The 12802-nt window shown below is 36.3% G+C and carries 10 protein-coding genes; 3 read left to right on the forward strand and 7 right to left on the reverse strand.

Annotated features, from left to right (window positions below; translation table 11 throughout):
• Positions 1-41 precede the first annotated feature (41 nt).
• Positions 42-839, forward strand: a complete 798-nt coding sequence (locus ACQ65V_RS09730; protein ID WP_430467751.1) for a DUF6503 family protein — start codon at positions 42-44, stop codon at positions 837-839.
• Positions 840-944: 105 nt separating this feature from the next.
• On the opposite strand, the gene ACQ65V_RS09735 is transcribed toward ACQ65V_RS09730, so the two are convergent.
• The 3 genes from ACQ65V_RS09735 to ACQ65V_RS09745 all read right to left on the reverse strand — a co-directional run bounded on the left by ACQ65V_RS09735 (position 945) and on the right by ACQ65V_RS09745 (position 6397).
• On the reverse strand, positions 945-2249 hold the full coding sequence (locus ACQ65V_RS09735; RefSeq protein ID WP_430467752.1) for an amidohydrolase family protein: 1305 nt from the start codon (positions 2247-2249) through the stop codon (positions 945-947).
• A gap of 11 nt (positions 2250-2260) precedes the next feature.
• The gene (locus ACQ65V_RS09740; protein WP_430467753.1) at positions 2261-5251 is read right to left on the reverse strand and encodes an amidohydrolase family protein; all 2991 of its coding nucleotides are present in this window, start codon (positions 5249-5251) and stop codon (positions 2261-2263) included.
• A 78-nt stretch (positions 5252-5329) separates the two neighbouring features.
• Complete coding sequence (locus ACQ65V_RS09745) at positions 5330-6397, reverse strand: DUF3810 domain-containing protein (RefSeq protein WP_430467754.1); 1068 nt, start codon at positions 6395-6397, stop codon at positions 5330-5332.
• Between the two features lie 486 nt (positions 6398-6883).
• On the opposite strand from ACQ65V_RS09745, the gene ACQ65V_RS09750 reads away from it, so the two are divergent.
• Positions 6884-8347: an aminoacyl-histidine dipeptidase gene (locus ACQ65V_RS09750; RefSeq protein ID WP_430467755.1), complete on the forward strand. Its 1464-nt coding sequence runs from the start codon at positions 6884-6886 to the stop codon at positions 8345-8347.
• 145 nt (positions 8348-8492) lie between these two features.
• Here ACQ65V_RS09750 and ACQ65V_RS09755 read toward each other — a convergent pair whose 3' ends face one another.
• From ACQ65V_RS09755 to ACQ65V_RS09765, 3 genes are read right to left on the reverse strand one after another with little or no spacing between them, the layout of a single operon-like run.
• Positions 8493-9704, reverse strand: a complete 1212-nt coding sequence (locus ACQ65V_RS09755) for a peptidylprolyl isomerase (RefSeq protein WP_273290685.1) — start codon at positions 9702-9704, stop codon at positions 8493-8495.
• The gene (gene gldI / locus ACQ65V_RS09760) at positions 9697-10230 is read right to left on the reverse strand and encodes a gliding motility-associated peptidyl-prolyl isomerase GldI (protein ID WP_430467756.1); all 534 of its coding nucleotides are present in this window, start codon (positions 10228-10230) and stop codon (positions 9697-9699) included. Before gldI ends, ACQ65V_RS09755 begins: the two co-directional genes overlap by 8 nt.
• 10 nt (positions 10231-10240) lie before the next feature.
• The gene (locus ACQ65V_RS09765; protein WP_430467757.1) at positions 10241-11272 is read right to left on the reverse strand and encodes a DHH family phosphoesterase; all 1032 of its coding nucleotides are present in this window, start codon (positions 11270-11272) and stop codon (positions 10241-10243) included.
• Between the two features lie 275 nt (positions 11273-11547).
• Here ACQ65V_RS09765 and ACQ65V_RS09770 point away from each other — a divergent pair, with 275 nt between their 5' ends.
• Positions 11548-11967, forward strand: a complete 420-nt coding sequence (locus ACQ65V_RS09770; protein ID WP_185789413.1) for a nucleoside-diphosphate kinase — start codon at positions 11548-11550, stop codon at positions 11965-11967.
• A 145-nt stretch (positions 11968-12112) separates the two neighbouring features.
• On the opposite strand, the gene ACQ65V_RS09775 is transcribed toward ACQ65V_RS09770, so the two are convergent.
• Positions 12113-12721: a hypothetical protein gene (locus ACQ65V_RS09775; RefSeq protein WP_430467758.1), complete on the reverse strand. Its 609-nt coding sequence runs from the start codon at positions 12719-12721 to the stop codon at positions 12113-12115.
• Positions 12722-12802: the final 81 nt, after the last annotated feature.

Consider the following 12802-nt stretch of genomic DNA (forward strand, 5'->3'; position numbering starts at 1 on the left):
CACGATGTGTAACGTCAAACATGAAAACCAAAAACCAAAACATGAAAAAATTATCATTCGTATTGCTTTTAGCAATTTTAATTTCAGCTTGTAAAAACGAAACAAAACCTGAATCTACAGTTGTCGATGAGGTTTCTAAAGAAGACATTACCACAAGTATCTATCCTGAAGCGATAACCAAAGTTTTTGAAGCGCATGGTGGCATTGACCAATGGAACAAAATGCAGACTTTGTCCTTTACTATGGAAAAACCAAACGGAAAAGAAGTCACAACAACGAACTTAAAAACAAGAGCAGAATTGATTGATACTCCAACTTATAGTATGGGTTACGATGGTGAGAATCTTTGGGTCAATGAAAAAGAAGAAAATGAGTATAAGGGTAACGCAAGATTTTATAAGGGATTAATGATGTATTTCTATGCCATGCCTTTTATTGTTGGCGATGATGGTGTCATTTATGAGGAAGCCGAGCCATTAACATTTGAAGGCAAAACCTATCCTGGAATTTTAATTTCTTATGAAGCCGGAATTGGTGTCTCGCCAGATGACCAATACATTATCTATTACGACGATGAAACAGGAAAAATGCAATGGTTATCCTATACGGTTACTTTTGGTAAGGATGGAAAGAGCAAAGAATTTAAATTTATCCGATACAACAACTGGCAAACTATAAATGGTTTACTTGTACCTAAAAGTATAGATTGGTATAAATACGAAAACAATCAACCAACAGAAAAACGAAATACAGTTGAATTTAAAGATGTGGTATTGTCTAAAGATACACCAGAGGATTCTATGTTTATGATGCCTGAAGGTGCTAATGTTGTTGAATAATATGAACTCGTTTCAGATTCTCAATTTTAGTTATAGATTCTGAAACAAGTTCAGAATGACAAGAAATAAAAAGCGAGCCAAAGGGCTCGCTTCTTTAATTTAAAATTAATTACCATATTTTTCGGAATACCGTTTATAAAGTTCGGTTTGATGTGTTTCTAAACTAACATTTCTGCCATCAATAAAAGCATGTGTCAGTTTGTTTGTTCGCATATCCAAGGCGTCACCTTCACTGATAAATAATGTCGCACTTTTATTAACTTCTAAGGTGCCATACATATCATCGATACCCATAATCTTTGCAGCATTTTGGGTGATTAACTGTAAAGCCTGTTCTTTTGTTAATCCATAAGCGACAGTGGTGCCAGCATAAAAAGGTAGGTTTCTTGAATTCATGCGTTCCATTTGTCCGCTGGTTTCCAAAGCCACTAAAACACCAGCATCAACTAATTCCTTTGCTTGTTTAAAGGTGTAATCATAATCATCATCTTCAAGCTGTGGTCTTGTATGTACACGTTGTAACATTACTGAAACATTATTTTGCTTTAAGAAGTCTGCTATATTCGCAGCTTGATAACCACCAATAATTGTGATATTGGAAACACCTTGTGATTTTGCAAAATTTACAGCGTCTGTAATACCTTTTTCATCATCAGCATTTATGTACAAGTGCTTTGAGCCATCAAATAGACCAGCCATTGCTTCGTAAGGTAAATGGCGTTCGTTTTTAGAACCCTTGTCATAACTTTTAGACTCGTTAAAGTAATCGTTAAGCTCCTTCACTTGTTTTGCATAATCTTTGTTTGGTTTTAAACCTGGATCTTCACCAAGCCACCAACGGCCACGACTAAAACTACTTGGCCAGTTGATGTGAATTCCATCATCCATTTTTATAGCAGCATCTTCCCAATTCCAGGCATCATATTGTACTATTGACGACGTACCTGCAATTCTACCTCCTCTTGGCACCACCTGTCCCAAGAGCACACCATTTGGTCGCATGGATTCCACAACTTTAGATTCGGCATTGTAAGCTATAATACTTCTTACATGTGGATTGTAAGTTCCCATTTCAGAAAGGTCGTTAGAAGCTTTTACAGCATCAACTTCTACCAACCCTAAAGTTCCGTTAGAAACTATAAAACCTGGATATACATGTTTGCCTTTGGCATCAATGACTTCCATTGCAGTCATATCAATTTTAGAAGTAGTTGCATCTGCAACGGTCTTTAGTTTTCCTTCTTCCATGATAATGATGCTATTATCAATGACCTCACCATTACCTATATGTGCAGTTGCACCAACAATAGCGATTGTGTTTGATTGCTTTGGTGCTGGTGTCTGTTGTGAAAAACCTAATGTAATGCACAACAAAAACAATATGACGTTTATTTTATTTAATCTTTTCATGTTTATTATTTTTAGTTGTGATTATGTGCTATGTGTTCGTTATCCATGGAGTCGCAATGCAACAATTCCTTTTCTTTCTTCTTTACAGGCTGAGTTTTTAAGCCTTTATTTTTATCTTGAAGCATAAGATTGATCAGTTCATTTTTTTCTTTCTTAACTGCTTCACGCATTTGCTTATCTTTTTCTATATCAAAATAAGTCACACCTTCAATAATGGTTTTCTCAGCTTTAGCGTAAACTGATAAAGGGTGGTCAGACCACAGAACGACATCTGCATCTTTTCCAACTTTTAAGCTTCCTACGCGATCATCTAAATGTAAAAGTTTAGCAGGATTTATCGTTACAAACTTTAACGCTTCCTCTTCACTAATATCACCATATTTAACTGACTTAGCTGCTTCTTGGTTTAGTCGTCTAGACATTTCAGCATCATCACTATTAATAGCCACCGTAACTCCTGCATTGTGCATTATGGCAGCATTATAAGGAATGGCATCATTAACTTCGTATTTATAAGCCCACCAATCACTAAAGGTAGAACCACCAACTCCGTGATCCTTCATTTTGTCGGCAACTTTATAGCCTTCAAGAATATGTGTGAAGGTATTGATATTAAAGTCGAACTTTTCAGCAACTTTCATCAACATATTGATTTCGCTCTGTACATAAGAATGACAAGAAATGAATCGCTCTTTGTTTAAGATTTCTGCCAAAACTTCCATTTCGGCATCCTTGCGATATGGTTTTCCGCTTTTCTTTGCCTCATCATAAGCTTTTGCTCTAGAGAAATAATCCATAAACACTTGCTCAACTCCCATTCGAGATTGAGGAAAACGCTCATTTCTACTAGAACGCGACTGCTTTACATTTTCGCCTAAAGCAAATTTGATAAACTTAGGTGAGTTGTCATATACTAAATCGTCAGCAGCTTCTCCCCATTTCAGTTTAATGATGGCAGAACGTCCTCCGATAGGGTTTGCTGAACCATGTAAAATCTGGATAGAGGTAACTCCACCAGCAAGATTTCTGTAAATGTCAATGTCTTCATCGTCTAAAACATCCTCTATAGTCACTTCGGCAGATGAGTTCTGTCCACCTTCGTTGATCGAAGCCGCAGCGATGTGTGAATGCTCGTCTATAATACCAGCAGTGATATGCTTACCGGTTGCGTCTATAACTGTGGCACCACTGTCTGAAAGATTTTTTCCAATTTTTGAAATTTTACCATTCTTAATTAAGATGTCAGTATTCTCTAAGATACCATCTTCTTCATTGGTCCAAACCGTTGCATTTTTAAAGAGTAAGGTTTCTGATTTAGGTTTTTCGGTAAATCCGAAAGCAAGGTTAGGATATGTGATTGGACTCATAAAAGCATCTTCAGACTTAGAGTCCATTTCTTTGTTATCCTTGCTTTTTTCTTCAGCTTCTTTATCCGCTCTATTGGCGTAAAACGATAACTCATTGCCATTAGGCATTATAGCTTTACCGTTTAAACTATTTCCGTTTGAAGCATTTGCCACAACTCTGACAAATTCCTTTTTTGTGCTATCTGCGGTTTTAAAGGTTAAGTTAACCCATTCATCAGTATAGCTCATTTTAGTTCCAAGGCTTTTATCTCCGCTTTCTAATTTGGCTTTCGGTTTACTTGTGCTTCCTGAAATGGATAGCTTATAATCATCTCCAGCCAATTTAAAATTATAATCACCATCGATATCCTTTACATTCATGTTTTCAATAACGTGTGCATTACCTTGAACCCAGTTTTCAAAAAGTTTAGTCTTTTTATCAAAAATATCACCAGACGTGATTAAGAAGTTGGCATAGCTTCCTTCTTTTAATGTTCCGAGTACATCAGATTTTCCTAATAAATTAGCAGGGACTGTTGTTAGGGCTTCTAATGCTTTTTGCTTTGAAAGTCCACTTTCAATGGCTTTCATAAGATTAGCCTTAAATGCATTTTTCTTTTTAAGACCGTGTGTTGTTAAGGCGAACGGAATTCCATTTTCCGCTAATAATCTCGGATTGTGAGGTTCTTGGTTCCAAGCGCGCATATCGCTCAATGATAATGTGGATGCTAAAAAAGCATTCTCCACATCGTACGCTGCTCTAAAATCAATTGGCAGGATTAATGTGGCATTGGTACCTTTTACCTCATCTAGACGTTCATACTCATCACCACCTCCAAGAATGGTGTATTGAATGTTGAAGGCATCTCCAACTTTATCAGCACGCAAGACATTAGCTCTACTGCCAGCTTCAAAAATTTGCAATAAGTTTTTGTTGCCGTTAAGTGCTTCTAAAGATAAATCTTTAGTGTCAATATTTCCATCGGCATACCATTTAGCATCATTGTACATTTGACGTAATAATGCCATACTTCCCATTATAGAAGAAGGATAAGCCTGACGCGATGTTACACTTTTACTAAATGAAAAATGTTGCGAGGTTTCGCCATCAACGACACGTACAGAGTTGTCGGCATCATTGTTCAGTGCAATCAGAGCACCTGTACCTCTAACAATACCATCTGGCATGTGTGTATTTACAACACCAAAGCCAAGTTTGTGAAGTTCTGATGCTTTTTTTGAATCATACTTGAAACTAGCCATCACATCTTGCTCTGGCATCACGTGGTCGTTCCAGTAAAAACCGCTTCGACTTGCGGCATATCTTGGGCCATTACCACCACGTTCTGGTTTTTTAGCGCCAAAGGAGGTGTAAATATCAATAAACGAAGGGTAAATGGTTTTTCCTGTGAGGTCTATTTTAGTTGTATTCTTAGGAAGGTTAACCGATTTACCAACACTAACCACCTTGCCATCTTTTATTAATAGCGTGCCATTTTCAATGACTTCTGTTGGTGAAACATGAATGGTTGCATTGGTTAATGCAGTGTAGTTAGAATTAGTTGCTTTTACTCCACTGTTGGTAGGGAAGTAGTCTTGTGCAAATAATGAAAAACTGCACATAAAAATGAGCAGCCGTAAGTGTACTTTTATCATAAAGTTGATGAGTTAAATTAGAGGACTAAATATAGGAATATTCACAAAAACTAGGGCTGAAATAGAATATTTTAACGTTTACAAGGCTTTATCACCATAATAATTAACCAGCAAGGCAACAACATAACTATAACTTCTCATGCCAGCAGATTGATTGTTAGCTTTGAGAAAACTATCGTAGGTATCTGCAAATAAAGGCTCAAGAGGGTTTTCGTAAGACTTCCAGAAGCTTTCAACCTCTTGATAGTTTTTTAAAATACCCTTATTTACAGTAGATAAAATTTCATAATATAGGTCTTTGTCTCTTCTAAAAATTTCCACAAGACAATAGCGTAAAGCAAAAGTATATCCTGAATATTTAAAATGAATATCATCATTGTGTATGGCTGCCAAACTTCCAATAAAATTGGCTTCATTTTCTGCAGCAAAACCCAACTGATGCGCTGCTTCATGACAAGAGGTTGTTGGGAATTTGTAAGTTGGCACTAAGCCATTGACTTGTGCCTCATTGGTGAATGGGTTGAGATAACCCGAAAAACCCATGTACGTTAACGCGGTACTGTAAATGGATTTTTTAATGCTTTTAGGTTCATAATATAAATGAGGATATTCTTCTGAAAGTTTTTCATAACCATTCAGAACTTTATCGAAAGCTTCACGTTTAGAAAAAGGCATTTCTACTTTTGTGGAATCGTTTATGGCTAATTGACTATGGATTGTATTCGATTTGTCAATAAGACGTTTGGTAAAGGAGACTAACTGCTCGGTGGTATAGTCTGCTTCAAGATTTAAGAATTTATATAGAGGCTGCCTGTAATAGTTGAAAGCCCAAAGTATATGAAAAGCAAAATATGCAATTGATAAAACGGCACCAATATCCAACAACCAGTTTTTGGTGTCTTTCACTACTCGCTTTCTGTTTAACACCAACCATCTAATGGCATAGATGACTGCCAAAGTATAGAAAATATCACCTACCGAAAACGGAATCCAGCCAAAGACATAACGCATCAACTTGGCGATATATACGTAAAGTCCGTTGCTATAAAACCGCTCTACAAACTCTGGATAGTTTTTTAAGATTGAAATCAATATAATTTGAATTCCAAGAAAAATAACGAGTCCTAGTTTTTTGTTTTTCAGCATGAATCAAAAATAGGGAAAAGTTTGGATTGAACTGTTCTCGCAAAGACGCTAAGGCGCTAAGTAATTTTAAACAAAATAATGAATGCCTCGTTATAACATTAGAATATATCTATATTTTAATCTAACTTGAGATTCCGACAAGGTCGGAAGCAACGATTTTCAGAAATAATGAGCAAGCCTAATGTTGTAAAACTAAATCTAGGATTGAAAATTTAAAGTTAATTGATTATAAGATTTTGGATGTATTAGCGAATGGTGCTTTGCAATTTCCTAATAAATCGTTTTGACTTTTTGGTTTTGCTACGCAATATACTTTCATTTAAAACAGTGTTTTAAACTCAGTAGTGTGTCAAGACAAAATGAACATTTGAAATAATCAATCCTTAAAAATTTAAATTTTAGGATTTGGAACCTCCGAAATTTCAAAGAAGAATGACAAGTGAGAATGGTCTGTATTTTGTAATTTTGCATGCATAAAAAATAAATATGAATAACGAAATAAGAAACATAGAGCCAAAACAACTTTGGAATAAATTCGCAGATTTAAACGCTGTTCCACGACCATCAAAAAAAGAGGAGCGTGTGATTAAATTTATGAAAGACTTTGGTGAAAACTTAGGTTTAGAAACTATAGAAGATGAAGTGGGTAACGTCATCATCAGAAAACCGGCAACCAAAGGCATGGAAGATAGAAAGCCTATTGTTATGCAATCGCATTTAGACATGGTGCATCAAAAAAACAACGATACTGAGTTCGATTTTGATAGCCAAGGCATTGAGATGTTTGTGGAAGGAGATTGGGTAAAAGCAAAAGGTACGACGCTGGGTGCGGACAACGGTCTTGGAGTGGCAACGATTATGGCGATTTTGGAGAGTGATGACATTGAACATCCGGACTTAGAAGCTTTATTTACCATTGATGAAGAAACAGGTATGACAGGTGCAATGGGATTAAAAGGTGGCATATTGAAAGGAGATATTCTTTTAAATTTAGATACCGAAGAAGATGATGAGATTGGAGTAGGTTGTGCTGGTGGAATAGATATCACGGCAACAGGTACATATAATGAAGAGCCTGTTACTAAAGAAGGCATGATGGCCTACAAGATTGAGGTAAAAGGTCTCCAAGGTGGTCACTCAGGTATGCAAATCCATGAAGGTTTGGGTAATGCCAACAAAATTATGAACCGTTTGTTATATGCTGTTATCGAAGACGTGAAAATATCTGAAATAGATGGCGGAAGTTTGCGCAATGCCATACCCAGAGAAAGTGTGGTAACTGTAGTTTTTGAAGCAGATAAGGAAGCTATACTCACAAGTTTGCTAACAGCGTTAGCTGAAACCATTAAAAAAGAGCTTAAAACTATGGAGCCAGACTTAGAAGTTGTCCTTTCTAAAACAGAGCTACCAGAAAAAACAATGCCATTTGAAGCGCAAGCGCAAATTGTCTACGCTATATATGCTGCGCACAATGGTGTGTATCGTATGAGTGCTGATATTACAGATTTGGTAGAAACCTCTAATAATATAGCAAAAGTGATTGTAAAGGATGGCGAAATTAAAGTAGGCTGCTTAACCCGTAGTTCTGTGGAATCCTCAAAAATGGATTTAGCAAATACGCTACGTGCTACGTTTGAATTAGCTGGTTGCGATGTTGAATTCTCAGGTGAGTATCCTGGTTGGCAACCTAATATGGATTCAGATATCCTAAAAGTAATGGTACCAATCTACGAACGACTAAACAATGGTGAAAAACCTCATGTAGCCGCTTGCCACGCAGGATTGGAATGCGGTATTCTTGGTCAGAATTATCCTGATATGGATATGATTAGTTTTGGTCCGAATATTAAAGGTGCGCACTCACCAGATGAACGTGCACAGATATCATCGGCTCAGAAGTATTGGGAATTTGTGTTGGAGATTCTGAAGAATATTCCGCAGAAGGACTAAAGTGTGATCATTTTGTCATTCTGAATTTATTTGTGAAAGCATATTAATACTTTAGATGCTGAAACAAATTTAGCATGACAGTAGAGAACAAACAAAAAAGGCAGCTGATTCAGCTGCCTTTTTTGTTTATTCATTTATAGAATTTTTACTCAGCTATACTGACTAATTCAATATCAAAAACTAAATTGGTTTTTGGTGGAATAACTGGTGCTCTTCCAGCTTCTCCATAACCTAAATAATAAGGAATGAAAACTCTGGCTCTATCACCAATCTTCATATTTAACATAGCTTCTCTAAAACCAGCTACTAAACTTGCTGTTTCGTTATAAGGCATCGTAAACGGAGCATAACCACCTTGTTTTTCTTGTCGTTCATCGTACTTTCCGTTTTTCTCTGCAACGGCTTTCCACGTGGTCCAGAATAAAGTGCCATCTTCAAAATAACCAGCGCAATTTATTTTTACCTGTTGAGATGGATTTGGTTTAACGCCATCACCTTCATGTGTGAAAATCATGGCCATTCCTGTTGGAGAATCTATACGACGACCATCTAAGGCTTCATTTTTCTTTAGCCAATCAGCTTTGGCTTGTTTTGCTAGTTCTTCAGCTTTCTTTTCTGCTTCATTTCTAATTGTAGCGAACTCTTCTTCAACTTTTGGCATTTTTTCCTCAAATACCTTTGGAGCATCAAAGAACTTTGCATCTTTACCTTTTCTTATAATATTTACCTCTTCAATTATCACATCCTCAACAGGTTTGTGATTACGTGCTCTAGGATTTACAACTTCTACATTAGAAATGGAGTCTTGTACTTCTAGGCCTTTAACCAATTCGCCAAAAACCGAATGACAGCTTACACCTCTTTGGTCACAAGGCTTAAGGTTCCCATTGTCATCATAGAAATTTCCTCTTGGATATGGTGCTTCAGTAATAAAAAATTGACTTCCGTTAGTGTTAATACCACCAGCATTAGCCATTGATAAAATACCTGGCTTATCATGTTTAAGGTCTTTATGAAAATCAGCAGCAAATCGATATCCAGGTGTTCCACTACCAGTAGCTGTTGGATCACCACCTTGAATCATAAATTTATCCATAACCCTATGAAACGTAAGGCTGTCATAAAAGGGTTTCCCTTTGTACTTTTCCTCTGCCATAGGATGGTTGCCCTCAGCAAGTGCTACAAAATTAGCAACAGTAACAGGTACCTTGTCATAGTGTAATTTTGCCACCATAGTCCCTTTTGAGGTTATAATTTCGGCATAAAGTCCGTCTTCTAAATCTGGGTATTTTTCTTGGCAAGAGATATTTGCCAATACCACTAATACAACTAGTGCTGTAAGTGCTTTTTTAATCATTTTCTTGGGTTATTGTATTTAAAGTTACTTCACAAATTAAAGGAATATTGGTTCCTATTTTTTTATCATCTCCATAGTAACCATAGGCTTTTTGAGATGGAAAAATAAAGGTTACGCTTTCTTCTGGTTTCATAAGTTTTAAACCTTCGCGCAGACCAGTAAACAATTCTTGCTTGTCCATCACATAGGTTCTGTTTTCTACATCGTAGATTTCATTACCGTTGATGTCTGAAATATTATAGTCGAAATCTACAATGTCACCAAACTCAGGTTGAATAGTATCACCTTCTACTTTGGTATTGTAGTAATACCAAAATCCACTTTCGGAAGCGATATAATTTTTATCTGGATTGTTTTTTATAATGGACTGAATAAGGTTTTTCTCCTTCTCGTTCAGTTTTTTGTTGCGTTCAGCGGATTCTTTAAGAAAAGAACCAGACTGTACCGATTCTGGCATTCTGGCTTCGGGAGATTTACAACCGAAACACAGTAACATTACTATGATTATGATATGTAGGTTTTTCATACTGAAAAGTTTAATGCGCCTTGAGCGCTTGGGACAATTCATCTTTATACTGCGGTAATATACTAATAAATTTATCAATTGTTTCTTGTAGGCTTAAATCGCTACGTCCACCAGCGGCATTATCGTGGCCTCCACCATTAAAATGGGCTCTGGAAAATTGATTCACAGAGAACGATCCTTTACTGCGTAAGGATATTTTAATAATGTCGTCTTGATGGTTTTCTATAAAAATGGCGGCAAACACAATGCCTTTTAAAGAAAGTCCATAATTAACAAAACCTTCAGTATCACCTTTTTTAAAGTTGAATTCATCCAATTCAGCTTGTGACAGCGTAATGTATGCTGTGTTAAATTCAGGAATCACCTTTAAATTCTGCATGGCTCTACCCAACAACTGTAAGCGACTGTAACTGTTGGTGTCGAACACATTATTATGTATCTGGGCATTGTTAGCACCTTTTTCTATCAAGCATCCAACCACCTCATGCGTTCTGCTCGTTGTTGACGGAAAACGAAACGAACCTGTATCGGTCATAATACCAACATATAGACAGGTTGCGATGGTGGCATTGATTTTATCTGCATCGTCAAGCATTTCAATAAAATTATAAACCATCTCGCAAGTAGAGGACATGCTCACATCAGAATAGGTGTATGCAGCATAATCATCGGGTTGCTGATGATGGTCTATCATAATTTTTGTTGCGCTTGAATTTTCCAAAGCTTCTGACATGGCGCCAACTCTACTCAAAGAATTAAAATCTAGTGTAAAAATAAGATCGGCATTATCGATTAGTGTTCGGCTTTCCTCTGTTTGGTTTTCAAAAATCATAACAGTATCGTCTCCTGGCAACCATTTTAAAAACTCTGGATAATCATTAGGTGCAATCACCGTTGCTGTGTGATTATATAGTTTTAAATAATGGTATAAGCCTAGGGTAGAGCCCATGGCATCTCCATCTGGATTTTTATGTGGCACAATAACGATGTGCCTTGGTGTGCTCAATAGCGACTTTATTTCTGGAATCTGGGTGTTTATCATAAGTTGCGAATTTACGATTTTTAGAGGTTTGGTTAAATGTTTTAATATGAAATTAAGAATCCTGTCATTACAATTATGACACACTGAGCGCAGTCGAAGTGTCAATGAAATAGAATACTTAATGTTGAAGGGCTTCGACAAGCTTCACTTGGGTACTTTCGAAGCAAAATTTATTTGCTCCTCAGTAATGCTCAGCCTGACATTAATTTAATATTTGAACCTCTTGATAAATTAAAGAAATACATTACTTTTGCACCTCAATAAAAAAATAATACATGGCAACTAACAGAACATTTACAATGTTAAAGCCAGATGCTGTTGAAAAAGGACACATTGGCGCAATATTAGAAAAAATTACAGCTTCAGGATTTAGAATCGTAGCAATGAAGTTAACCCAAATGACTACAGCTGATGCTGAAGAATTTTATGGCATTCACAAAGAACGTCCATTTTTTGGTGAATTGGTAGAATATATGACTCGTGGACCTATCGTTGCAGCGATTTTAGAAAAAGACAACGCTGTTGAAGATTTTAGAACCTTAATTGGTGCTACCAATCCTGCTGATGCAGCAGAAGGTACTATCCGTAAATTATATGCGGCTTCTATTGGCGAAAACGCTGTTCACGGAAGTGATAGTGATGACAATGCAGCTATTGAAGGTGCTTTTCATTTCTCTGGTAGAGAGATGTTTTAAGCAAAGCATTTTATAATATTTATAAAGACCATCTGTGAGGATGGTCTTTTTTGTTTTTCACGTTTTTGACTTTGGTTTCATTATGGAATAGTACATGAGTATCATTCAACCGCAATGAATTATAGCCATCCTAAGTTTGTATCTATTATTTTATATATTTATTAATCATCTTTTTATTCGACAAGTCTATCAGTTCCGAACGATTCCAGTCCATCAAAACTAAATTCCATTTTTCTCCAATTTTGGAAAGCACGTCAACAACTTTGTCGTGATTCAGTCCGAATAGATTCGTAATCCATATGTTCTTGACTTTATCATTCTCAAAATCGAAATAAACTGCTGAATATTCTTTTCCATATCCGATTGTGTTTTCACTTTTCACTCGGTAATCACTTCCATATCCAGTTATAACTTCCGTATGTTTTTCATTTCCGAGTTCAGTCAACAGTTTTTCAAGTTCCGTTTTCTCAATTTTTCGACTCTTTAAACTCACTTTGTTTTCTTCTCTAACATAGATATCCGAATATCCTTTTTCGGCAGTAAAATCAGCTATGTTATCCGCTTGTTTTAGTAAATCCGATAAGTTCTCTTTTGGTACAATTTCTATTTGGCAGAAATCATCTTCGTGATAGAAAATTGTTCCTTTTGCTCTGTATTCCGTTTTTGTCAATTCCGAAGGTGCAGTTTTGGTATTCGACTTTGTAAAATAAATCAAAGTGAATATTGCTATTATAATTCCTATTCCAATTGCCATTCGTGATTTCATTTTTCTAATTGGCTACAACGAGTTTGTGTAAGCGTCAGTAACGGGAAAATGTGTTAGTATTTTTCCACT

The sequence above is a fragment of the Winogradskyella ouciana genome, assembly GCF_965284585.1.
Taxonomy (GTDB): Bacteria; Bacteroidota; Bacteroidia; order Flavobacteriales; family Flavobacteriaceae; genus Winogradskyella; species Winogradskyella ouciana.

Coding starts and splice junctions, on each gene's coding strand:
- gldI (WP_430467756.1), bottom strand. CDS start 10,230: ATGAAAAACCTACATATCATAATCATAGTAATGTTACTGTGTTTCGGT.
- ACQ65V_RS09755 (WP_273290685.1), bottom strand. CDS start 9,704: ATGATTAAAAAAGCACTTACAGCACTAGTTGTATTAGTGGTATTGGCA.
- ACQ65V_RS09730 (WP_430467751.1), top strand. CDS start 42: ATGAAAAAATTATCATTCGTATTGCTTTTAGCAATTTTAATTTCAGCT.
- ACQ65V_RS09775 (WP_430467758.1), bottom strand. CDS start 12,721: ATGGCAATTGGAATAGGAATTATAATAGCAATATTCACTTTGATTTAT.
- ACQ65V_RS09770 (WP_185789413.1), top strand. CDS start 11,548: ATGGCAACTAACAGAACATTTACAATGTTAAAGCCAGATGCTGTTGAA.
- ACQ65V_RS09735 (WP_430467752.1), bottom strand. CDS start 2,249: ATGAAAAGATTAAATAAAATAAACGTCATATTGTTTTTGTTGTGCATT.
- ACQ65V_RS09765 (WP_430467757.1), bottom strand. CDS start 11,272: ATGATAAACACCCAGATTCCAGAAATAAAGTCGCTATTGAGCACACCA.
- ACQ65V_RS09745 (WP_430467754.1), bottom strand. CDS start 6,397: ATGCTGAAAAACAAAAAACTAGGACTCGTTATTTTTCTTGGAATTCAA.
- ACQ65V_RS09740 (WP_430467753.1), bottom strand. CDS start 5,251: ATGATAAAAGTACACTTACGGCTGCTCATTTTTATGTGCAGTTTTTCA.
- ACQ65V_RS09750 (WP_430467755.1), top strand. CDS start 6,884: ATGAATAACGAAATAAGAAACATAGAGCCAAAACAACTTTGGAATAAA.